The organism is Citrobacter sp. Cf125, assembly GCF_030333935.1.
GTDB lineage: Bacteria > Pseudomonadota > Gammaproteobacteria > Enterobacterales > Enterobacteriaceae > Citrobacter > Citrobacter freundii.
In genome coordinates, this window is record NZ_JAOWEY010000022.1 from 123094 (window position 1) to 146115 (window position 23022).

24 protein-coding genes and 2 pseudogenes are annotated in these 23022 nt (G+C 51.9%); 9 read left to right on the forward strand and 17 right to left on the reverse strand.

Annotated elements, in window-relative coordinates; translation table 11 throughout:
- Positions 1-61: 61 nt before the first annotated feature.
- On the forward strand, positions 62-955 hold the full coding sequence (locus OGV89_RS04720) for a PhzF family isomerase (protein WP_003836206.1): 894 nt from the start codon (positions 62-64) through the stop codon (positions 953-955).
- A 58-nt stretch (positions 956-1013) separates the two neighbouring features.
- Here the strand turns inward: OGV89_RS04720 and nhoA are convergent, their stop codons facing one another.
- Complete coding sequence (gene nhoA, locus OGV89_RS04725) at positions 1014-1859, reverse strand: N-hydroxyarylamine O-acetyltransferase (protein ID WP_003843702.1); 846 nt, start codon at positions 1857-1859, stop codon at positions 1014-1016.
- Between the two features lie 157 nt (positions 1860-2016).
- Between nhoA and OGV89_RS04730 the strand changes: the two genes are divergently transcribed.
- Entirely contained in the window at positions 2017-2589 is a 573-nt protein-coding gene (locus tag OGV89_RS04730; RefSeq protein WP_003020117.1) for a flavin reductase family protein, read from the forward strand.
- Between the two features lie 28 nt (positions 2590-2617).
- Here the strand turns inward: OGV89_RS04730 and pptA are convergent, their stop codons facing one another.
- Together pptA and OGV89_RS04740 are read right to left on the reverse strand one after the other, a co-directional pair.
- A complete protein-coding gene (gene pptA, locus OGV89_RS04735) occupies positions 2618-2845 on the reverse strand; it encodes a tautomerase PptA (protein ID WP_003843703.1) in 228 nt (75 codons plus the stop codon).
- Positions 2846-3043: 198 nt separating this feature from the next.
- A pseudogene (locus OGV89_RS04740) lies at positions 3044-3127 on the reverse strand (hypothetical protein); the annotation flags it as partial.
- On the opposite strand from OGV89_RS04740, the pseudogene OGV89_RS04745 reads away from it, so the two are divergent.
- Positions 3126-3248, forward strand: a pseudogene (locus tag OGV89_RS04745) (glucarate transporter); the annotation flags it as partial. The pseudogenes OGV89_RS04740 and OGV89_RS04745 overlap by 2 nt on opposite strands.
- 69 nt (positions 3249-3317) lie before the next feature.
- Here the strand turns inward: OGV89_RS04745 and OGV89_RS04750 are convergent.
- Positions 3318-3935, reverse strand: a complete 618-nt coding sequence (locus OGV89_RS04750; RefSeq protein WP_003843705.1) for a glutathione S-transferase family protein — start codon at positions 3933-3935, stop codon at positions 3318-3320.
- A gap of 112 nt (positions 3936-4047) precedes the next feature.
- On the opposite strand from OGV89_RS04750, the gene OGV89_RS04755 reads away from it, so the two are divergent.
- Positions 4048-4968: a LysR family transcriptional regulator gene (locus OGV89_RS04755; protein ID WP_003843706.1), complete on the forward strand. Its 921-nt coding sequence runs from the start codon at positions 4048-4050 to the stop codon at positions 4966-4968.
- Positions 4969-5066: 98 nt separating this feature from the next.
- A complete protein-coding gene (locus tag OGV89_RS04760; protein ID WP_003843707.1) occupies positions 5067-6056 on the forward strand; it encodes a zinc-dependent alcohol dehydrogenase family protein in 990 nt (329 codons plus the stop codon).
- A gap of 36 nt (positions 6057-6092) precedes the next feature.
- Here the strand turns inward: OGV89_RS04760 and OGV89_RS04765 are convergent, their stop codons facing one another.
- The 7 genes from OGV89_RS04765 to OGV89_RS04790 are packed head-to-tail and all read right to left on the reverse strand — an operon-like array spanning position 6093 to position 12709.
- Complete coding sequence (locus tag OGV89_RS04765; protein ID WP_003843708.1) at positions 6093-6866, reverse strand: amino acid ABC transporter ATP-binding protein; 774 nt, start codon at positions 6864-6866, stop codon at positions 6093-6095.
- Positions 6850-7776 (reverse strand): amino acid ABC transporter permease, encoded by a 927-nt coding sequence (locus OGV89_RS04770; protein ID WP_003843709.1) that lies wholly within the window; start codon positions 7774-7776, stop codon positions 6850-6852. Before OGV89_RS04770 ends, OGV89_RS04765 begins: the two co-directional genes overlap by 17 nt.
- Positions 7777-7785: 9 nt before the next feature.
- Complete coding sequence (locus OGV89_RS04775) at positions 7786-8295, reverse strand: GNAT family N-acetyltransferase (RefSeq protein ID WP_286558221.1); 510 nt, start codon at positions 8293-8295, stop codon at positions 7786-7788.
- Positions 8296-8305: 10 nt separating this feature from the next.
- A complete protein-coding gene (locus OGV89_RS22980) occupies positions 8306-9238 on the reverse strand; it encodes an ABC transporter substrate-binding protein (RefSeq protein ID WP_006684496.1) in 933 nt (310 codons plus the stop codon).
- 12 nt (positions 9239-9250) lie between these two features.
- Positions 9251-10564, reverse strand: a complete 1314-nt coding sequence (locus OGV89_RS22985) for an LLM class flavin-dependent oxidoreductase (protein ID WP_502874030.1) — start codon at positions 10562-10564, stop codon at positions 9251-9253.
- A gap of 25 nt (positions 10565-10589) precedes the next feature.
- Positions 10590-11711 carry an amidohydrolase gene (locus OGV89_RS04785; RefSeq protein WP_003843712.1) on the reverse strand — a complete coding sequence of 374 codons (1122 nt, stop codon included), beginning with the start codon at positions 11709-11711 and terminating at the stop codon, positions 10590-10592.
- On the reverse strand, positions 11711-12709 hold the full coding sequence (locus OGV89_RS04790) for an MsnO8 family LLM class oxidoreductase (RefSeq protein WP_003843713.1): 999 nt from the start codon (positions 12707-12709) through the stop codon (positions 11711-11713). Before OGV89_RS04790 ends, OGV89_RS04785 begins: the two co-directional genes overlap by 1 nt.
- A 507-nt stretch (positions 12710-13216) precedes the next feature.
- Here OGV89_RS04790 and OGV89_RS04795 point away from each other — a divergent pair.
- Together OGV89_RS04795 and ansP are read left to right on the forward strand one after the other, a co-directional pair.
- The gene (locus tag OGV89_RS04795) at positions 13217-14758 is read left to right on the forward strand and encodes a methyl-accepting chemotaxis protein (protein WP_003843714.1); all 1542 of its coding nucleotides are present in this window, start codon (positions 13217-13219) and stop codon (positions 14756-14758) included.
- 279 nt (positions 14759-15037) lie between these two features.
- Entirely contained in the window at positions 15038-16480 is a 1443-nt protein-coding gene (ansP, locus tag OGV89_RS04800; protein ID WP_003843715.1) for an L-asparagine permease, read from the forward strand.
- Positions 16481-16521: 41 nt separating this feature from the next.
- Here the strand turns inward: ansP and OGV89_RS04805 are convergent, their stop codons facing one another.
- From OGV89_RS04805 to OGV89_RS04820, 4 genes are all read right to left on the reverse strand, one after another.
- On the reverse strand, positions 16522-16743 hold the full coding sequence (locus OGV89_RS04805) for a YgdI/YgdR family lipoprotein (RefSeq protein ID WP_003843716.1): 222 nt from the start codon (positions 16741-16743) through the stop codon (positions 16522-16524).
- A gap of 137 nt (positions 16744-16880) precedes the next feature.
- Positions 16881-17942 (reverse strand): 7-bladed beta-propeller protein YncE, encoded by a 1062-nt coding sequence (yncE, locus tag OGV89_RS04810; protein WP_003843717.1) that lies wholly within the window; start codon positions 17940-17942, stop codon positions 16881-16883.
- Positions 17943-18206: 264 nt separating this feature from the next.
- Positions 18207-19241, reverse strand: coding sequence for an NADPH-dependent curcumin/dihydrocurcumin reductase (curA, locus tag OGV89_RS04815; protein ID WP_003843718.1), 1035 nt, complete (start codon positions 19239-19241; stop codon positions 18207-18209).
- 58 nt (positions 19242-19299) lie between these two features.
- Complete coding sequence (locus OGV89_RS04820; RefSeq protein WP_003020168.1) at positions 19300-19875, reverse strand: helix-turn-helix domain-containing protein; 576 nt, start codon at positions 19873-19875, stop codon at positions 19300-19302.
- 37 nt (positions 19876-19912) lie between these two features.
- Between OGV89_RS04820 and OGV89_RS04825 the strand changes: the two genes are divergently transcribed.
- Both OGV89_RS04825 and OGV89_RS04830 read left to right on the forward strand, forming a co-directional pair.
- On the forward strand, positions 19913-20431 hold the full coding sequence (locus OGV89_RS04825) for a GNAT family N-acetyltransferase (protein WP_106902081.1): 519 nt from the start codon (positions 19913-19915) through the stop codon (positions 20429-20431).
- Positions 20428-20877, forward strand: a complete 450-nt coding sequence (locus tag OGV89_RS04830) for a DMT family transporter (protein ID WP_044710806.1) — start codon at positions 20428-20430, stop codon at positions 20875-20877. Before OGV89_RS04825 ends, OGV89_RS04830 begins: the two co-directional genes overlap by 4 nt.
- 60 nt (positions 20878-20937) lie before the next feature.
- On the opposite strand, the gene OGV89_RS04835 is transcribed toward OGV89_RS04830, so the two are convergent.
- Both OGV89_RS04835 and OGV89_RS04840 read right to left on the reverse strand, forming a co-directional pair.
- Positions 20938-21171: a YdcY family protein gene (locus tag OGV89_RS04835; RefSeq protein ID WP_106902082.1), complete on the reverse strand. Its 234-nt coding sequence runs from the start codon at positions 21169-21171 to the stop codon at positions 20938-20940.
- 17 nt (positions 21172-21188) lie between these two features.
- Positions 21189-22787, reverse strand: a complete 1599-nt coding sequence (locus OGV89_RS04840) for an ABC transporter substrate-binding protein (protein ID WP_003836160.1) — start codon at positions 22785-22787, stop codon at positions 21189-21191.
- Positions 22788-23022: the final 235 nt, after the last annotated feature.

Genomic DNA, 23022 nt, shown 5'->3' on the forward strand with positions numbered 1-23022 from the left:
CCTGGATCGCTATCCCGCTTTTTGTACGTTATGATGCTTCTCCATCCCAGGGAGAACGCTAATGAAACCACAGGTTTATCACGTCGATGCCTTTACTTCAGTACCCTTTCGCGGCAATTCAGCGGGAGTGGTGTTGCATGCTGACGGATTGAGCGAAGCACAGATGCAACTTATTGCTCGCGAGCTGCGTCATTCGGAAACCGCATTCCTGCTGACCAGTGACGACAGCGATGTTCGCATTCGTTATTTCACGCCGACGGTCGAAGTTCCTATCTGTGGACACGCTACCGTCGCCGCACATTATGTGCGCGCCAAGGTGCTGGGTCTGGGCAACAGCACCGTCTGGCAAACCTCGCTCGCCGGTCGTCATCGGGTCGATATTGAAGCGAGTGACAATGACTATCGCATTAGCCTTGAACAAGGCGTACCTGGATTCGAAGCTCCGCTGGAAGGTGCTGTACGTGCCGCGATAATCGATGCACTGCACCTGAGCGAAGACGATATGCTGCCCGGATTACCCATTCAGGTAGCCACCACCGGACACTCTAAAGTAATGATTGCGCTGAAGCCTGAGGTGGACCTCGACGCCCTTTCCCCGGATTTGCCTGCCCTGACCGCTATCAGCCAGCAAATTGGCTGTAACGGTTTCTTCCCTTTTCAAATTCGCAAGGGCGAAAACGCCACCGATGGCCGCATGTTCTCGCCTGCTATTGGTATTGTGGAAGATCCGGTTACCGGCAATGCCAACGGTCCAATGGGCGCGTGGCTGGTTCAACATGGGTTGATGCCGCATGACGGGAAAACGCTACGTGTTCAGGGGCATCAGGGCCGCGCGCTCGGGCGTGACGGTATTGTTGATGTGACGGTGGCTATCCGTGAAAACCTGCCGGAAAAAGTAACCATTACCGGTTCGGCAGTGATCCTGTTTCACGCCGAATGGGCGATAGATTTTTAATTGTTCCCGTAGGCCGGATAAGGCGATAACGCCGCATCCGGCATGACTTCCGATACCCCTATTTCCCTGCCTCCGGATGCGTATCAAACGCCGCCATGACCGTCGCCAGCTCATCTTCGGTAAACCCATGCTTCACGTCATCCACGCCCAGTCCAAACTGTTCCTGCAGCAAGGCATACAGGCTGGCGACATCGGGCAGATTAATCTGCTCTACCGCACGACCATCCTGATAACGGGTGAAATGAAAATTGGTCAACGTCAGCTTACCGCCGTCCGGAAGATGACGACACATCAGCAAATGATGACGAAAATGCGATTGTGGCCAGTGCGCGGACCAGAAATTGCCCATCAGGTAATCGCTCTGGTGCTGCACGACCAGGTCAAAACGGTACATTGATTGCCAGTGATCGTGATGGCGGAACTGCAGGATCCAATCGTCCCCCTCCTGAACCAGACGATATTCGCCGTGTGGCGTTTGCTGCTCAATATCGGCCTGCAGACGAATCGGCGCCGTCAGCGTTTGTCCGCCGAAGCCAACGTCGGCGATCCACTGCTCTCCCTGTAATTCAACCAGCAACAGACGATGCGTGCGCGGCGGCAGACTTGACGGATTTGCCAGTACCACACGACCGAGAAGGCTGCGTACGTTAAAACCGATTTCGCGTAGCGCGCGCTCAAACACTCCATTCTGTTCAAAGCAATAACCGCCACGACGCGCCGTCACCAGCTTCTCTTCCAGCGACAAATCGTCAAGCTGCATCTCTCTTGGCAGTAATACATCCAGGTTTTCAAACGGAATCGCGCCGTTGTGCAGTAAATGCAGCGCTTTTAAAGTTTCAATGTCGACGCTGGCCGAATCTGACCAGCCAATACGGGCAAAATAAGCGGTTAAAAAAGGCGTCATAGGGAGTTCCTGTTCGATTAATGCAGTACTTATAACGCATTTTTAATTTTACGCCGTCGATTTTGTGCGTTGTTCCTCCAGACGAGGCGACAAAATCGCTAATACCGTTAATATCTATATCTATTGTGGTGTGTTATCTCTCAGCCCAGGAGCATCCATGAGCCATTTCCGTTCAATCGAATTAAAACATGCCAGTCGGCTGCTTAACCACGGCCCTACGATACTGATCACCAGCCGGGATGAGCATACCGAGCGGCGCAATGTGATGGCGGCGGCATGGTCAATGCCGGTGGAATTTGAACCGCCGCGGATTGCAATTGTTGTTGATAAGACCGCCTGGTCGCGTGAACTGATTGAGCGTAGCGGCAAGTTCGGTATTGTTATTCCGGGCGTGGCTGCTACCAACTGGACTTACGCGGTGGGCAGCGTTTCCGGTCGCGTGGAAGATAAATTTAACTGCTACGGTATTCCGGTGGTAAAAGGTCCGGTGCTGGGATTACCGTTAATAGAAGCGAAATGTCTGGCCTGGATGGAGTGTCGTCTGCTGCCTGCAACGGCAGCACAGGAAAAATATGACACCCTGTTTGGGGAAGTGGTCTCGGCTGCCGCTGATGAGCGAGCTTTCGTGGAAGGACGCTGGCAGTTTGATGATGATAAACTCAATACCCTGCATCATCTTGGTGCCGGAACGTTTGTCACCAGCGGGAAACGCATAACAGCGGCTGAATAATACGGGCGCAATAATCGCCCGTTTTCTTTCACATGCTGTAGCCGGGTTTTTTAATCAGCCTCGTCATCTGTGGCGCAATTTCCGCATCCCACACGCTCTGCCACTCCCCTGGCTCAATTTCATTCAGCGCCACGCTCACTGAACTCTCTTTGCTTTGTAAATGACGAATAATGACTTCGGTAATATCCGCCGCCAACGCGGCCTTCTCTTCTTCGTTCAAATCGCGAGGAAAACATTTGATATCAACGTGCGGCATGACAGGTTCCTTATTGTTTTGGGATGCAGGTAACTTATGCGGACTCTCGTTCAACCAGGTGAAATCCGACATCAATAATATCGCCTTCACGTGGAATTTGTTCGATACGATCGAGGCGACGCGTTGTCCAATAGCCCGGCGATCGGCGGTCCATAGCAAACCATGACGACGATAACCTTTTTTCAGCAAATAGTCTGCCACCGCCTGCATCACTTTTTCCGCGGTCTTCGGGCGCACCAGCTGCGGGCTATTTAGCGCCCTGCTCACCCTCATGGGTGACAATCCCCAGTCTTTTGATTACGCCATTCTGTACGTCGGTTCGATGGGGCTGATTGGCCTGATTTATTATCTGTTTATCGTGAGTCCATTGGATCGTATTACGCTGACCCCTTCTGTCGCGTAATTTAACCTTATGGCGATAGTTTGCCCGCTGTTCCGGGATTTGCACACCTGCGGAACAGCGTTTTTTTATTCAAATAATCTTATTGTTTTTCAGTACAGTACGTAGCCTCGGATGCTGACAAACTGCATCAGCGATAGCGCTAATATTCGGCGTGTTGTCCTGAAACCAGTCATGCCCTGGTCCCCAGGTGCGCATAACGGCAATATATACGTCCAGTAGTGTTAGCTGATCCCCGAATGCATACGGCTCGGCGTTTAGCTGATCGTTCAGCCACATATAGAGGGATTTACGGTACTCAATGCAGTTCTTTTTCAACTGCGCCGGGGCGTCCGGTACCCAGCGTTCTGGATAGTCGGCATAGGTAAACGTGGGATAGACATTTGCTACCAGCCATATCAACAGACGCTGAAACTGCTGGCGTTCGGCGTGTCCAACGGGTGGTGAAAGTTCAGGGCGACGATCGAGGATCATCAGCGCGATCGCCGCCGTTTCCGTCATCACACTGCCATTTTCCAGTACCAGTGTGGGCACCTGGCACAGCGGATTCAATTTTTTAAGTAGCTCCCGCTGAGGGCCGTCACTGTCAAAACCGTCGACATTAATAAAATGATAAGGGATCTCCGCCAGTGTGAGCATCACTTCACTGATGGCCGATCCCCAGCCCGGTACCCCATAGACTTTAATCATGCTGCAATCCCCAAAGTTAAAACCCTAAGTGTAGAGCAGCATTCGGCAACCTATGCAGACGTGATTATTACTTTCATAATAACAATGGTCGAATACCGGGGGAGAATAAGCAATGCGTTCCAGTATGTTTGAATATATGAACATTTTTGTACAGGTTGTTGAGCAAGGTGGATTTGCCAGAGCAGCAGACGTGTTACACCTGCACCGCCCTGCAGTGACCAAAGCTATCCAACATCTTGAAGACGATCTGGGAGCAAAGTTGCTTAACCGCACGACCCGTAAAGTGAGTCTGACAGAAGAAGGTGACGGTTTTTACCAACGCACAAAAATCCTGCTCAGTGACGTTGATGACATCATGGCTTCTTTCTCATCCACTCGCCCTCCGCGCGGAAAACTTAGAGTGAATGCCCCCCTGTCGCTGGCTCACTCGATATTAGTCCCGGCCCTGAACGATTTCCAGTCGCGCTACCCGGATATTGAGATTGTCCTCACCTCCACCGACCGCAGAATCGATCTGCTTGCCGAAGGTATCGACTGCATGATTCGCATTGGCGAGTTACAAGACTCTTCTCTGATTTCACGGCGGCTTGGTGAGGTAAAAATGGTGACATGCGCGTCCCCGAATTATTTGCAAAAACACGGCGTACCGCAGACGCCAGAGGATTTATCCCGACATCAGGCAATTAACTTTTTCAGTGAACGTCATCGTGAAGCACTGGAATGGTCTTTCGTCCGTGAGGGTGAAACCGTGTCGTTTATCCCTACAGGTCACATCAGCGTTGATAACTCCGACATCCTTTTGACAGGCTGTTTATCCGGACTCGGTATCATCCACGGTGTGCACGCGGTACTGGCCCCCTGGATCCAGTCGGGCCAGCTCGTAGAGGTGCTGGCCGATTATGCCGGGGAATCAAAACCCGTTTCCGTGCTCTACCCGGACAGGCGTCATCTTGCCCCCCGTGTCCGGGTGTTTATTGACTGGCTGTGTGCGCTTTTTACCGAGAAAAAATCGCGCCTACAGGGATTATTATAATCTGAGTAATAGTGAAGTTCCGCAACGGCGGTTTTTCACCCTCATCTGAGCCGTTAAATTGTGCAGACCCAATACAGAACAATTTACAGAGGTTTGCTATGTCTAAGGTCGTGGTTTTTAATCAACCAGGCGACGCTGACGTCCTGACAATCCAGGATATGCCAGTTTCTGCTCCGCGTGCGGATGAAGTTCAGATACGCGTACGCGCAATCGGCATTAACCGGGCGGAAATTATGTATCGTACCGGCCAGTATATTTACCAACCCAAATTCCCGGCACGTCTGGGATATGAGGCTTCTGGCGTTGTTGAATCCGTGGGAGACAACGTGCGTGAGTTTGCGCCCGGCGATAGCGTCAGCGTCATCCCGGCTTTCAGCTTCCATGAGTATGGTATGTACGGTGAAGTCGTCAATGCTCCAGCCCATGCTGTCGTCAAACATCCTGAGAATCTTAGCTTCGAGGAAGCCGCGGCGAGCTGGATGATGTATGTGACCGCTTTCGGTGCGCTGGTTGAATATGCGGATATTAAGCCTGGTGATAACGTGCTGATCAATGCTGCTTCCAGCAGCGTCGGACTGGCGGCAATTCAGATTGCTAACATGCGGGGAGCAAAACCGATTGCGATGACGCGCACCAGTGAGAAACGTGCCCAGCTTCTGCAACTTGGCGCGGCAGAGGTTATCGCCAGCCAGGAGCAGGATCTGGTGGCGGAGATTAACCGGATCACTGACGGCAAAGGTACCCGCGTGGTGTTCGATCCGGTCGGTGGCCCTGGCGTGGCAAAAATTGCCCAGGTGATGCCTGCCGGCGGACTCTTTTTCCAGTATGGCTCTCTTGATGCGCGTGATTTGTCGATTCCGGTAATTGAGATACTCGGTCGTCATCTGACCTTCCGCGGCTATGAGATTTTCGAAATCACCGCGGACGCAGAAAAACTTTCGCGGGCAAAACGGTTTATCTTTGAAGGATTACAGTCAGGCCAACTCAAGCCGCTGATTGATAAAACCTTTGCCTTTGATGATATCGTTGAAGCACATCAATACATGGAAGCCAACGGTCAGGTAGGCAAAATCGTCGTCACCCTGTAATCCCAGCGCGGCACAGCCTTGTGCCGCAAATTACCCTCAAAGCACTTTCGACAAAAACTGCTGGGTGCGCGTGTGGCGTGGATGATTCAGTACCTGCTCGCTGCTGCCCTGCTCGACGATTTTGCCATCAACCATAAACACCACCTGATCCGCCACTTCCCTAGCGAAGCCAATCTCGTGCGTCACCACCACCAGCGTGGTTCCCGACTTCGCCAGCGCTTTGATGACATCCAGGACTTCGCCCACCAGCTCAGGATCCAGTGCAGATGTAGGCTCATCAAACAGCATGACGCGCGGATTTAGCGCCAGTGCACGGGCAATAGCGATACGCTGCTGCTGACCGCCAGATAAGTGACGCGACCAGGCATCGGCTTTATTGCGCAACCCTACCGCATCTAGCAGCGTTAATGCCCGCTCGGTGGCGGCTTTACGCGATGCCAGTCCGTGCGCAATGGGCGCTTCAATCAGGTTCTCCAGCACCGTTAAGTGCGGGAACAGATTAAAGTTCTGGAACACATAGCCGACGTTAACCCGCTGGCGCAAAATTTCCGCCTCTTTCAGCTCATACAGCTTGTCTCCCTGCAGACGATAGCCAATGTAATCGCCATCGATTTGAATAAAACCCTCATCGACGCGTTCCAGATGGTTGATGGTACGCAGGAGTGTGGATTTCCCTGAACCGGACGGCCCGAGAATGACCGTAACCGTTCCGGGAGGGATCTCCAGCGACACATTATCCAATGCTTTGTGGCGACCAAAGTATTTGCTGACGCCGGTAATAGAAATATGACCTTCAGGCGAGTGGGACATGGACGGCCTCCTGCTGTGGACGTTGACGACTGCGTTTTTCTGCACGGCTCACCCGGACGGTGTTGATCGCTGAACGTCGTTCGCTGCGTGCCAGCGCACGTTCGACCAGATGCTGAATAAGCGACAGGATGCTGGTGATCACCAGATACCACACCGCACCCACCATCAGCAGTGGGATCACTTCCTGCGTGCGGTTGTAGATCATCTGGATGGTGTAGAACAGCTCCGGCATTGCCAGCACGTATACCATCGCCGTCCCTTTCGCCAGGCTGATGATTTCATTGAAGCCAGCAGGCAAAATGGTGCGCAGCGCCTGCGGCAGAATAATCCGCAGCGTACGTCGCCCTGCCGGTAAGCCCAGTGCTGCCGCTGCCTCGTACTGACCGTGATCAACCCCCAAAAATCCACCACGTATAATCTCAGCGGTATAGGCGCTTTGCACCAGCGTCAGGCCAACCACCGCAGTGGAAAACTGACCGAGTACATTGATGGTCTCAAAACTTCCCCACTGAATGGGAGTAAACGGAATACCAATCGTCAGCGTGTCGTATAGATAGGAGAAGTTGTACAGAACGATTAGCACCACAATCAGTGGTAACGAACGAAACAGCCAGATGTACCCCCAGGCCAGACAGTTCAACAGCCAGGAAGATGAAAGCCGCGCCAGCGCCAGCAGACCGCCGATGAGAATACTCAACAGCGTCCCGATAAGTGTCAGTAACAGCGTTTGTCCAAGACCAGACAAAATCACCGGATCGAAGAACCAGCGGGCAAACACACTCCATTCCCAGCGCGGATTAAACGCCACAGACTGGAGAATCACCGCCAGGGCAAACAAAGCAATGACCGCGCCAACGGTGCGCATGGGGTAACGCGCCGGTACGACTTTAATGCTATCTGTCGTTTTCATCTTCTCTCCTCAGGCGATTCTGGCCTGACCGGCAATAGTCAGCAGTTTGGTAAAGCGCAGTCGTCCATCAAACGGTGGCTGGCTGTACTCTTCTGGATTGCGCGTCGTATCAAATTGCGGATCGTAGCCCTGGCTTAAATAAAGTCTGACGGCCTCCGGCTGGCGAAATCCTGTGGTCAGATATATCCGGCTGTAGCCCACGAGTAGCGCCCGACGTTCCAGTTCCTGCACTATACGCGCCGCAAGTCCCTGCTGACGCAGGCTGCTTTTTGTCCAGATACGCTTAATCTCGGCAGTGTCCTTGTCGTAAGGTTTGTAAGCCCCGGTGGCGATAATTTCACCGCCACGCTCCAGGACCACAAAAAGTCCCTGCGGTGCCAGATACCATTCGGTCAGTTCCTCTTCAGCGTCACGAGAAAAATAATCGCCATAGCGGGCAGCATACTCACCGAACAGACCGTTCAAAATGGGCTGTAGCTCGCTGGCTTCAGGTGAGACCACGCGAAATTGATCGCTCACGATGACCTCCTTAGTCGCCTAAACCAGCCGGGTTGATTTCAGATTGCGGAATGCGTTCCACCCCTTCTCCCCAGCGATTCAGCACCTTGTCATAATCGCCGTTGCCAATCACGCCGTTGAGGGCGGTTTGTACCGGCAGAACCAGACCGCTGTCCTTTTTCAGCGTCACAGCGATGTGCGCCGCTTTTGGCCAACCGCCATCAACACTACCCACCAATTGCGTTTTACCGTTGAGTGCAGCTTTCCATGCGCCGATTACATTAGGACCGAAGTAGGCATCGGCGCGGCCTGACTGTAGGGCCAGGGTTTGCGCGGCATCATCTTTGGTATACACCGGCGTAAACGGCTGTAACCCTTTCTTCACGTTCTCATCGTTCCAGGCCAGCAGGATGGCTTCCTGGTTCGTCCCTGAACCAACGATAATGCGCAGTCCAGCGATATCTTCCGCCTGCTCGATTTTCTTCAGCTTGCTACCGGTTTTGACATAAAAGCCAAGAGAGTCCTTCCGATACGTCGCGAAATCGAATTTTTCTTTGCGTGCTTTGGTGACAGTAATATTGCTGATCGCGGCATCGTATTTGCCGGAAGTGACGCCCAGCGGCCAGTCTTCCCATGACGTAGGTACGACGTTGAGTTCCAGCCCCAAACTGTCAGCCACCAGACGCGCGATGTCCGCCTCGCTGCCGATCAGCGTCTTATTGTCATCGGCAAAGACGGTCAGCGGCGGTTGACTGAGCCCGGCAATCGCCACGGTGAATTTGCCCGGTACGGCCAGGTGCAGATTTGCAGGCAATTGCGCAATCGCCTGCGGATTCTTTGCCGTATTGATCGGCGTTTTATTGGCTTCCAGACTTACGCCCGTGCCGTTAATCGTCACATCATTTGCCCAGACAGTCGCGCTGAAAGCCAGCGACAGCGCGAGGAATACTGATTTTTTCTGCATAGCGTTTTTCTCTTATTGTGCGAATTGATTTGCAGGTGTCGTTAATCCCAGGCTTGCGCGCAGGGTCGTACCGGGATATTCATGGCGGAACAGGCCCCGCGCCTGAAGCACAGGGACAACCTGTTCGACAAAACGCGGGAAGGTATCCGGCGTTCCGCCCTGGATAATAAAACCATCTGCGGCTTTCTCGTCGAACCACTGCTGCAGGCCGTCGGCGACCTGTTCCGGCGTGCCGCTGAAACGCGGACGTGGGCTGGCCGCTTCCAGAGCAACCTGACGGAGTGTTAAGCCACGCTCGCGCGCGTTGCGTTTGATCTCATCAGTCGTACTGCGAAAGCTGTTTTGTCCGAGAGAGCCAAGATCCGGGAACGGTGCGTCCAGCGGATATTGGGCAAAATCATGATGTTCAAAGTAGCGGCCAAGATAGTTCAGCGCGTCGGTAACGGAGATCAGCGCAGCGGTAGTCTGATACTGCTGCTCAACGTCCTCTTCGCTGTCGCCAACAATAACGCTGACGCCCTGGAATATATGCAGTTGATCGGGATGTCGTCCGGCGATTTCCAGCTGACTTTTTACATCCTGATAGAACGCCTTAGCCTCTGCCAGCGACTCCTGATGGGTAAAAATGGCATCAGCATGCTGCGCCGCTAATTTCTTGCCATCTGCTGAAGCTCCCGCCTGAAATATAATTGGACGACCTTGTGGCGTACGCCCAATATTTAACGGCCCGGCGACCTGAAAATAATCTCCATGATGGTTTAGCGTGTGCAGTTTATGCGGATTAAAAAATTCCCCGCTTGTTTTATTACGGGTAAAAGCATCGTCTTCCCAGGAATCCCACAGTCCTTTCACTACCTGTAAATATTCATCGGCAATACGATAACGCTGGGCATGCTCCGGATGCTGAGCGCGAGAATAGTTTTTTGCCGATCCTTCCAGAGGCGACGTAACCACGTTCCAGCCCGCACGCCCGTTGCTGAGATGGTCCAGGCTGGCGAACTGTCGTGCGGTCGTAAACGGCTCGCTGTATGATGTGGACACAGTGCCAACCAGTCCCAGATTCTGGGTGATGCTGGCCAAAGCGGATAATACTGTTAGCGGCTCAAAACGATTTAAAAAGTGCGGGATTGATTTTTCATTAATATACAGACCATCGGCGACAAAAATAAAATCCAGCTTCCCTTTTTCCGCAATAAGCGCCGTCTCTTTGACAAACTCAAAATTAATACTGGCATCGGCCTGAGCCGCCGGGTGGCGCCATGCGGACATATTTCCCGATGCGCCATGCAGAATAGTTCCGAGCCGTAGTTGCCGATTTTCAGCCATAATAACCCCTACCCAACAGGTAAACTTAAAGGTGTGCGAATGCCGTTTTTGCTAACTGCGCAAAGTAATGTGCGGCAGGTTCAATTAAACGTTCGTCTGGATTAAATCCCGGGTGATGTAATCCGTATTCACTGGCGCTGCCAATACTGACAAATGCGCCTGGCGTATTTTGCAGGTAGACGGCAAAATCCTCCCCGCCCATATGCAGGTCAGCATGGTGAGTGGTGTAGCCTGACTGTTTCGCCACCGTGGTGGCGATATCGGCCCAACGCGCATCGTTCACCAACGCGGTCGGCCCCGCATGCCAGATAACGTCTATTTGTGCGCCAAAGGCATGGGCAAATCCGGCAGCGATGTCATTAACCCGTGCTTTAACCTGCTGCTGTACCTGAGTCCGGTGCGTTCTGAGCGTCCCTTCTAGCTCAACGGACTCTGGCAGTACGTTCCATGTATTTCCTCCCTGAATACGGGTCACGCTGAGTACCACCGAATCCAGCGTGTTAACGTCGCGACTGGCAACGCTTTGCAACACGGTTACCAACTGGCTGGCAAGCAGGATGGCATCTTTGCCTTCATGCGGACGCGCCGCATGTGCGCCCTTGCCATTTATACGCAGCACGAAGCGATCGACATTGGCATAGAACGCACCGCCGCGTGTGGCAAATTCGCCCACCGGCAAACCGGGCTCATTGTGCATACCAAAAATAGCCGCTACGTTTTGCAGCGCACCGGCGCGGATCAACGTTTTTGCGCCGCCGAAACTCTCTTCAGCTGGTTGAAACAAAATACGTACTCGCCCCGGTAAGGTTGTTTCCTGTTGTTTAAGCAGCAGTGCTGCACCAAGCATCACGCTGGTATGGACGTCATGCCCGCAGGCATGCATCACGCCCGGTGTGAGGGAACGAAACGGAACGTCGGCACTTTCTTCTATCGGTAGCGCATCGATATCCGCTCGTAGCGCGATGACATCTTCTCCCTTGCCGATTTCCGCGACCAGACCGGTTTTCAGCTCGAACGGCAGAATGTCGACATCCGCAGAGTGCAACCAGGCCTGAATGCGCCTGGTGGTTGCTTCCTCCTGCAGGGAAAGCTCCGGGTGCTGATGTAATTCACGACGCCAGTTGATAAGCGTTGAGCTGAGGGTCATCAGAGCACCTCCACGGCATTATGGACTTGTGCCAACAAACGCAGCGATGTCAGACGTGCGTGGCCCTCCGCCACTGGCGTGTCGATAATAAACTCATCAATACCAAATTGCGTATGCAGAGCATTCAGCTTTACCATCACCTCTTGAGCGGTGCCGTGTAACAACGCCAGTTCACGACGCGCGATTTTGCGTGGCGAACTCCCCGCCTGTACGGCGAATGCCAGGGCTTGCTCTTCGCTGGCGACTGTAACGCGTTGACCATTTTCCAGCTCAACGCCCCAGATTTGCACGTTTTCCGCCAGTTGCGCAGCGGCATCGTGACTGTCAGCCACAATCACCTGAACGGCGACTATCGTCGGGCGGTCGCTGTGGGTCTGCCAGAAGGACAAAACCTCACGTAATAACGCTTTGTCACCGTTGAGGTGCGCAGCGAAGATAAAATTCCAGTCGGATTGCGCTGCTAACTGTGCGTTTTGCACACTGGCTCCGAGTACAAATCCTTCTGGCGGTATTGGTGGGATTGGCGTCGGGAATACCGTTTCCCCGCTTTCCGTTCCGTTCAGCGCCAGCCAGCCGTTAAGCTGAGAAAGCTGATCGGCAAAACTGCCTTTTTCTTCCTGATGCAGTCCATGCTGTAACGCCTGAGTCGACAACGGTAACCCGCCAGGGGCCTTCCCTACGCCGAGATCGACACGTCCAGGAGCCAGTGATGCCAGAAGATTGAAGTTTTCCGCCACTTTGTACGGGCTGTAATGTTGCAGCATCACGCCGCCGGAACCAACGCGGATACGCTGGGTTTGCCCGAGGATCCAGGCGATCACCAGCTCCGGCGATGGACTGGCCAGCTGTGGCGTATTATGGTGTTCCGCGATCCAGAAACGATGGTACCCCCACTCTTCCGCCAGTTGCGCCAGGCGCAACGTCCGGGAAAGCGCAGTCGCGGCAGTTTCACCTTCCCCGATGGGGCTTTTATCCAGAATACTCAGGCGATATGACATGTTACGAGCCTATGTTTGTTAACATGTCTTTATTATTAATTTATCAAATAGCCATACTGAAACATTTAATTCACATTTACTCAGCTAAAAAGTAGATAACAAACCCTGCAGCAGCCAGGGTTAAAATTTGGATCGCCCTGTACTGCTAAACTGAAAAACACCCGCAATTAATAGCCTACAAAATATAATAGGGTCGTTGATATCACGGTAATAACATCAAAATCTTTTCATGCCAGTTTTCTTTTTTCGAAATGGTTTTTTAGCGCAATTTACGTTAAGTCAGTTTAAACGACTTGTAACGTTATGCGCTTGTATTAATTGTTTCACTTTTATGACGCGGGATGAATGATTTACATGGAAATTTTTATTTTAACTACTTCCACAGAAATGATGATTAGTAGAGAATGCAACGTTTCTTATTAAAACGGTTGAAAACAGATTTCTAATATCCCCCGATTTCATTGCGGGGATTTTTGTATGGATTATACATAGCATCATGGGACCTCTATGAAAAGTAACATGCCCGTTACACAAATTGAGCACGCACTTAACGATAAAACGACGCTGCTTTCTACGACGGATAAAGAAAGTCATATTACCTACGCCAACTCCGCATTTATTGATGCCAGCGGATTTAACGAACAGCAATTAATGGGCGAACCGCATAATATTATTCGCCATCCTGATATGCCTCCCGCGGCGTTCGCCGATATGTGGTACACGCTACAGCAGGGAGACAGCTGGACGGGGATGGTTAAAAACCGTCGGCAGAATGGCGACCATTACTGGGTTCGCGCCAACGTTACACCGGTCTGGCACAATGAAAAGCTCACTGGCTACATTTCAGTGCGTACCGTTCCTTCGCGCGATGAAATAACTCAAAGCGAAAGTTTATATCAAAAAATTAATAGCCAGCAGTTTAAAGGGTTTCGACTTTTTAAAGGCATTATCATTCGCCGCGGCATATTGTCATGGGCATCAATGTTTAAATGGATGAGCATTAGCCAGCGCGTCAATTATTCTTTAGGGGTAATCGCCCTGCTCGCCGTGCTATTTCTTTTTGCTCCTGTTAATCCATTTATTCAGGCGGGAGGGTTGCTGTTCTTATTTCTGATGCTTGCTATTTACCTTAAGTATCAAATTTGTCAGCCAGTTAATACGCTACTGACGCAAATGAAGAAAGTGGTATCCGGGAGAAAACCTGATAACTGTCATTTAAATCGGGTGGATGAGATCGGAATGTTGATGCGCCTGGTTAATCAGTCCGGGCTTAATCTGAATTCACTGGTCGATGATGTCAGTACGCAAATATCCGGTATTCGCGCTATCAGTCAGCGAGTATCAAAAGAAGGTACGGCGCTGCATAAGCGATCCGAAGAAACCTCCGCCGACCTGCAACAAACCGCTGCCGCCATTGAAGAAATTGGTAGCGCGGTACAGCAAACTGCTGAGACTGCGGCACATACTATGACCATGGCCGATAAAACCAGCGCCAATGCGGCAGAAGGCGGCGATATCATGAAACAAACTATCGCCATGATGCAGGCGATATCGCGTGACAACGGGCAGATCGTCGACATCATCGGCGTCATTGATAGTATCGCCTTTCAGACCAATATTCTGGCGCTCAATGCCGCGGTCGAGGCCGCGCGAGCCGGAGAGTCAGGACGCGGTTTCGCCGTTGTGGCGGCAGAGGTCCGTAATCTGGCACAGCACTCAGCGTCTGCAGCAAAAGAGATCAAACAGTTGATTGAGAAGAACGTCGCCAACGTGAATAGCGGCGTCAAAATGGTAGAACAAACGGAGACGCATCTTACCGGGATGATTGGCGATGTCCTGCAGATGTCGATGATGATCAAAGATATTAGTCTGGCGACACGTGAGCAAACCCTGGCGCTGGATCTGATTAACGATTCGATTTCACGCGTAGGCACCATGACACACAATAATGCCGAGATGGTAGAGCGTGTCACCGATGCTACCGCCGATCTGACTCAACGTTCATCGCGCTTACAGCAGGCCGTTCAGGTCTTTGGCGTATCAGCATAACCTTACGGCGCTTATCGGGTGATTGTCTCGATAAGCGCACTCCTCTCCAGGTATTTACGCCCTTCTCTTTTATTGGCTGAATCGAGGCCACACCGCGCCAGTGCAGGCTGTACAAAAATGCTGAATTCTTGTTATCGAGGCTTTGCGGAACAGAACAATTGAATGTAGGATGCTCGGCCGGCAGTTTTCCCCCGTAACACAATGAAGGGTAAGGCTGTTTTCGCCGCAGCAGGTGCGGCAAAAAGGATTTGTATTTTTGTCAGGTCAACAGGAAAAGTAATGAACACAAACAACACGCAAGCCGCGGAACAACATGCGGCGAAACGACGCTGGTTGAATGCCCACGAAGAGGGGTATCACAAAGCGATGGGAAATCGACAGGTACAGATGATCGCCATTGGCGGCGCAATTGGTACCGGGTTGTTTTTAGGGGCTGGCGCGCGCTTGCAGATGGCTGGTCCTGCTTTGGCGCTGGTTTATCTGGTGTGCGGTATTTTTTCGTTCTTTATACTGCGCGCGCTTGGCGAACTGGTTTTACATCGCCCTTCCAGCGGCAGCTTTGTCTCCTATGCCCGTGAATTTTTAGGTGAGAAAGCCGCCTATGTGGCTGGCTGGATGTACTTTATCAACTGGGCGATGACCGGCATTGTCGATATCACCGCGGTGGCGTTGTATATGCATTACTGGGGCGCATTTGGTGATGTACCGCAGTGGGTATTCGCCCTCGGTGCGCTGGCCATTGTCGGCACCATGAACATGATCGGCGTGAAGTGGTTCGCGGAGATGGAGTTTTGGTTTGCACTGGTCAAAGTGTTGGCGATTGTGATTTTCCTGGTGGTGGGTACCGTCTTTTTAGGCACTGGAAAACCATTGGATGGTAACGCCACGGGTTTTCACCTGATCACCGACAACGGTGGATTCTTCCCACATGGCCTGCTGCCAGCGCTGGTACTGGTTCAGGGGGTGGTTTTCGCGTTTGCCTCCATTGAACTGGTGGGCACCGCTGCTGGAGAATGCAAAGATCCACAAACCATGGTGCCGAAAGCGATCAATAGCGTTATCTGGCGTATTGGTCTGTTCTATGTGGGTTCTGTCGTGCTGCTGGTTCTGTTACTGCCGTGGAATGCCTATCAGGCAGGGCAAAGCCCGTTTGTTACCTTCTTCTCCAAACTGGGCGTGCCGTACATCGGCAGTATCATGAATATTGTGGTGCTCACCGCGGCACTTTCCAGCCTTAACTCTGGGCTGTACTGCACCGGACGTATTTTACGTTCAATGTCGATGGGCGGATCGGCGCCGAAATTCATGGCTAAAATGAGCCGCCAACAGGTACCCTGGGCTGGGATCCTCGCCACGCTGGTCGTCTATGTCGTCGGGGTATTTCTGAACTATCTGGTGCCGTCGCAGGTGTTTGAGATCGTGTTGAACTTCGCGTCGTTGGGCATTATTGCGTCGTGGGGCTTTATCATGGTCTGTCAGATGCGTCTGCGCCGGGCCATAAAAGAAGGTAAAACGGCAGACGTTAGCTTTAAACTGCCGGGCGCTCCGTTTACCTCGTGGCTAACCCTGGTGTTCCTGTTGAGCGTGCTGGTGTTGATGGCGTTTGACTATCCAAACGGCACCTACACTATCGCGTCATTACCGTTGATTGCCATCCTGCTGGTTGCAGGCTGGTTCGGCGTGCGTAAGCGCGTCGCGGAAATCCACCGCACCGCGCCGTAATGGCTGAAGGCCTGACAGGTTAACCCTTCAGGCCTTCTTTTTTAGTTCGCTTCAATCAACTGCGCTACATCGTTGCTGTTAATTTCCCGCGCGTTCCCATCCTGATCGGTATAGCTGGTCATTCCCGTATCTTTATCCAGTTTTGGCTTACCCTGGGTGGTAATGGTTTGCCCGCTTTTGGTTGTCATGACGTAATCAGTGGTGCATCCTGCCAGGGCAAACAGCATTACGCCTGCACAAAGACAGATAAATGGCTTTTTCATGGTATTCCCGTGTTATTCAGTTAGCCGTTGAAGGCGTAGTGTAAGTCCCTGAAGTGGGTCGGGCTACTGGCGGGGTGTAACGAGGCGTATCGTGGGGTTTAGAGAAATGACAGGAGGGGTTTCCCCCTCCTGATTTTTTACAACGCAATACGAATAACATCGTCCGGCTGGGTAGCTTCCTGCTCGCGGGTAGATTTCTGTTTCACACTGACGTACAGGGTTTTACCATCGGCAGAGAGCGCCAGGCTATTCGGGAATGTTGGGGTCTCGAATGTTTTGACGACTTTATAGCTTTTCGCGTCGATCACACTCACTTTACCGGCCTGGCGATGAGTCACGTAGGCTTCATTACGCGTCGGGTTGAACAGCACGGCAAGGGATTCCGGCGCGGCGACTTTTGCCAGTACGTTGCCGTTACGGGTGTCGATTACCAACACTTCCGCCGCTTTAGAGTCGGTGACAAATGCACGGTTGCCCGCTGTGTCCAGGCTCAGGTTGATAAAGAAATGCTCTTTCCCATCATCCAGCAGTTTTTTGCGGCTGATAATTTTGTTGGTGGTGGTATCGATGGTAATGAATTCACCGTCCGCATTGGCGGTGTACAGGCGCTTAGCCTTGCTGTCGACCGCCAGAGCGGTGCTCATTTTGCCGGTATTTTGAATGGTGTCCTTCAGTTTAATGGCATCACCGTCCACCACCCAAATCACGCTCTCTTTACCAATACCGCTAATGTATACCGTGTTAGTGGCGTCATCTGCGGCCAGCTCACGCGGCTGCAGCGGGCGAACATCTTCAGAACGCTTACGCGCATCCAGCACCAGACGTCCTTTCACCGCGCCCGTTTTAGCATCCATCGCCGTTACCGCGCTATTTACCGTGTTGCCGAACCACAGCGTTTGCGTGGCGTTATTGATGGTGGCACCAAACGGTTTGAGATCGTTATGAATCACCTGAGTCACTTCGAGGGTGACCGGGTCAAGGCGGTAAACCACCCCGCCGGTATCCAGTTTGCGGCTCTGTGAGGTCGCCAGCCACAGCGCGTTCTCTTGTTGGCTGTACGCCATTTCATAAGCGCCTTTACCGACGGCTTTGCGCAGCAGTTCTTCTGCAGCCTGCGTAGTAAAAGATGATGCAACGAGCAGTGAACCTAACAGTAAAGAACCACGCAGACGCGGTGAAAACAGATGACGTAAAGACATGACGACTCCCTTTGATAAATTCGTTTGTTACTGCTTCACATAGCTTCAATGAGCAAAATCATGGTTTTGCCTTTTTAAGAATGAGAATAGTAATCATTATTTATCTCAATGTGGAGTATTTATTCGCTTTCGGGTTGTAACCTTCTCATTTTCTCCATGAATAATCGCTTTTCATCCAGATAACGTCATTGGCATTTTACCAGGCCTACATTTCGTACGAAGCAGGCCTGGTTACAGACATTCACCGTCTTCCACTCTTACGCATCAATCCTCAGCAAGACGAATAACTACCTTGCCGAAGTTTTTGCCAGTCAGCAGACCGATAAAGATTTGTGGCGCATTTTCCAGGCCGTCGGTCACCTGCTCGCGGTAGTGGATTTTGTCCTCTTTAAGCCAGCGCCCCATCTCCCGCTGAAACTCCTGAATGCGGTGACCATAATCCTGACCAATGATAAAACCCTGCATCCGGATACGCTTTTTCAGCAGCGTTGCCATTAACAGCGGTAATCTGTCAGGTCCGGCCGGAAGAGACGTTGCGTTATAACCACTGACCAGGCCACAAAGCGGAATCCGCGCTGAAGTATTGAGCAATGGCAGAACGGCATCAAATACTTTTCCGCCGACGTTTTCATAATAAATATCAATTCCTTGCGGGCAGGCTTTTGCCAGTTGTTGCGCAAAATCTAGTGCGTGGTGATCGAGGCAAACATCAAAGCCCAGCACCTCTGTGGCATGTCGGCATTTCTCTGCCCCACCAGCCACACCGATTACCCGACAGCCTTTAAGCTTACCGATCTGCCCAACCGTTGCGCCAACCGGCCCGGTTGCGGCGGCTACCACCAGCGTTTCTCCCGCTTTCGGCTGACCGATATCCAGCAGGCCCATATAAGCGGTAAACCCCGGCATACCCATAACACCCAGCGCCCAGGAGGGATGTTCGGGATGAGCGCCAAGCTTCACCAGTCCGTTACCGTCGGAGATGTCATAGTCCTGCCAACCGCTGTAGCTCAATACCCATTCGCCTGGCTGGTAGTCCGGATGGCGGGATGACACCACGCGACTTACGGTACCACCCACCATAACACCACCAATCTCTACTGGTGGTGAGTAAGATGGCTCATCGCTCATGCGGCCACGCATGTAGGGATCGAGGGAAAGATAAACAGTGCGCAGCAAAACCTGGCCTTCGCCCAGGGATGCCACCTCATCTTCTTCAAGACGGAAGTTCTCTGGGGCTGGCGCGCCATGTGGACGGGAAGCCAGTACCCAGCGACGGTTACGATTAGTCTGTTGACCCATGATGTGCTCCTCTGCTTTTGGCATGAATCCATCAATAGTAGCAGTCTGCGCCTGCTATTTAGCTGACGACGTGGTTTAACCGCACAACCAGGTAAACGCAGGGTTTCGCGGTTTCATTGATAAACCGACAGTCATTCGGCGGGCCAAGTTCCAGGCAATCACCTGCCTGCATTTCATGGCGAATGTCCCCTTCCACAAAAACTAATTCCCCCTGCTGTAACCAGATAAGTTGTCTGGCCTGCACATAGGAAGAAGCTGGCATCGGGATATCACTTCCAGCGGGTAATTCAATCTGCACCAGATCGATAGGTAGATCGCTGCGCGGTGAAACATGGCGGCGCAGATAGTGGCTTTGCGGGTCGTGCCAGACGGGCTGGTCAGCGAAGCGCAGCAGCTTGCCCTCCTGCATTTCAGCCCGCGCAATCAGGGTAGACATGCTGATGCCAAACGCACCGGAAAGTCTACCCAGCAGCGTCGCCGTTGGACTACTCTCGCCGCGTTCTATTTTATGGATCATGGCCCGCGACACGCCCGCGCGCTCGGCAAGTTCCGTGAGTGACCAACCGCGAGATTCCCGCTCAATGCGAATTCTTGCACTGATCCGTTGATTTATGCTGTCTTCAATAGTATTCATATTGTAATACTATAGTGAACAAGCCCTGAGGTTCAACATGTCAATTCGATTTGCCAGCAAAGAAGACTGCGCCGCCATTGCAGAAATCTACAACTATGCGGTACTGCATACGGCGGCTATCTGGAATGATCAAACGGTCGATGCCGAAAACCGTATTTCCTGGTATGAATCCCGACAATTGATGGGGTATCCGGTACTGGTGAGTGAAGAGAATGGCGTGGTTACGGGATACGCCTCCTTTGGCGACTGGCGTAACTTTGATGGCTTCCGTCATACCGTTGAACATTCGGTGTATGTCCATCCAGAACATCAGGGAAAAGGACTCGGACGAGCACTACTCAGCAGACTGATAGACGAAGCCCGCGCATGCGGCAAGCATGTAATGGTGGCAGGTATTGAGTCTCAGAATCAGGCATCACTGCATCTGCACAGCTTGCTGGGCTTTAAAACCACCGCGCAAATGCCACAGGTTGGAACCAAATTTGGGCGGTGGCTGGATCTGACCTTCATGCAGTTGCAGTTAGACGATCGCCGCGAACCGGATGCCCTTAGATGAACCAGACGCTGACCCTCTCCTTTCTGATTGCCGCTGGTATTGGTCTGGTGGTGCAAAATACCTTGATGGTACGCATCACGCAGACGTCCTCGACGATCCTTATCGCCATGTTACTTAACTCGCTGGTCGGGATCGTGCTGTTTGTCAGCATATTGTGGTTTAAGCAAGGTTTAGCAGGGTTTGGTGAATTGGTTTCCAGCATACGCTGGTGGACACTCATCCCCGGCTTGTTGGGATCGTTCTTTGTTTTCGCTAGCATTAGTGGATATCAAAATGTAGGCGCTGCCACGACGATTGCGGTACTGGTTGCCAGCCAGCTTATCGGGGGACTGATACTGGATATTCTACGTAGTCACGGCGTGCCTCTACGGGCGCTGATGGGCCCAATCTGTGGCGCGGTAATGTTGGTGATCGGGGCATGGCTGGTGGCGAGACGTTCGTTTTAATTGCGCTTATCCGACCTACAGAACGCGCCTGTAGGCCGGATAAGATCCGGCGAGGAAATATCAAAGAATAGTGCCGCCTTTGGTCAACTGTTCGCGACGGGCGTCCATATCTTCTTTATGCTGACGGCCATGATGGGCGATAGCCGTACGCAAACGCTGTTGCTGGGTATAGCGGTCTTCCCGGCTCAACGCGACATCATCGCTGAGCTCAATCAGCAATTCATTCATATGCGTAATGACGCTCTCCTCAATGGCGGCATCAACACGTGCGCTGACCTCATCCAGATGCGACATAACCTCTCCTTAACTCATTAATTTAATTTTGCTTTTGAAAAATCACTGCCCATCAGGCTAACGCTGTATCCGCTGACGTTGCTACGCGTAGCGTAGAACGTTTTACCGTTTGCCAGGGCTATCCAAGGAGCCTGCTGGTAGAAAATCTCTTGTGACTGCTGGTAAAGCGCGGCGCGCTCTTCCGGTTTGCTCACCAGTTTCGCCTTTTCAACCAGCGAATTATACTCTTTATCGCACCAGCGCGCGGCGTTAGATCCGGTTTTTATGCTGTCGCAGCCCAGCAGCACATCCGCGAAGTTATCCGGATCGCCGTTGTCTGACATCCAACCAAACAACGCGGTGTCATGCTCACCTTTACGCATTCCGGAGAGATATTCACCCCACTCATACGATACAATTTTCGCCTTCACGCCCACCTTTGCCCAGTCGCTCTGGATCATCTCGGCAATCCGTCGGGAGTTCGGGTTGTATGGGCGCTGGACCGGCATTGACCACAACGTCGCTTCAAAGCCATTTTCCAGCCCTGCCTGCTTCAGAAGGTCTTTCGCTTTTTGCGGGTCGTAAGCGTAATCCTGCAGATCTTTATTGAACCCCAGCATATTCGGCGGAATCGGTGATTTTGCCACCGTACCAGAACCTAAAAAGACAGCGTTAATAATGGCCTTTTTGTCCGTTGCGTAGTTCAAAGCCTGACGCACCAGTACGTTATCAAACGGTTTTTTCTCGGTATTAAACGCCAGATATCCAACGTTCAGCGCGTCAACCGAATGCAGCGTCAAATCTTTATTCTTTTTAATCTCGTCAAACTGTACGGGCGCAGGTGCTGGGATTATTTGGCATTCATTGGTTTGCAGTTTTGCCAGCCGCGTCTGGACGTTTGGCGTGATTGAGAAGATCAGGTGTTTCGTTGGAACGGCGCCATCCCAGTAGTTAGGGTTGGCAAGATAGCGGATTTGCGAGTCCTGCTTGTACTGCTGCAGCACGTAAGGCCCGGTGCCAATAGGCCAGTTGTCGACGTTTTCCGGTGTACCTTTTTTCAGCATCGCGTCGGCATATTCCGCAGAGAGAATTGAGGCAAAATCCATTCCCCAGTCGGCAAGAAACGCAGCGTTAGGTTCATTCAGAACAAACTGAACGTGATAATCATCGAGCTTCTTAACTTCTTTAATCAGTTTATCCAGACCGACATCGTTAAAGTATTCATAGCTTCCCTGAGAAACCTTGTGATACGGATGATCGGCATCCTTCTGCCGTAATACCGAGAAAATCACGTCGTCAGCGTTGAAGTCGCGGGTCGGTTTAAAGAATTTATTACTGTTGAATTTCACGCCTTGACGCAGGGTAAAGGTGTAAGTCTTACCGTCGGGAGAAATCGTCCAGTCCGTTGCCAGAGATGGTACCGGGGTATTCTTTACCGGATCAAAGTTGATGAGTCGGTTGTAGAGCACTTGTGAACTGGCCACAAATGAGGGACCGGAACTGGCAATTTGCGGGTTAAATGACTCCGGCGATGCTTCAGAACAATAGATGATGGTGTCAGTATTGGCCGCGAACGCAACGCCTGACGGTATGACGGTGCTGAGAGCCAGCGCGAGTAACGTTTTCCTTGCAATCATGGTTATAAGCCTTCTTATTTTATTATTAACTGAGATATCAGAGCATAGCTGACAAAAACTGACCAATAACAAATCACTATCAGGTTATTCTAATCCGGTGTATTTCGCTGAATAATTCATCACCCTAAGCGAATTAATTTCCCTTAAGTCTTTTTCAAAACGTCAAGATTTTTCCCGGCACTCTATGCCATGAAAATTAGCCCCTTTTTGCCTCTCTTTCTCCGTTTGCTCGTTT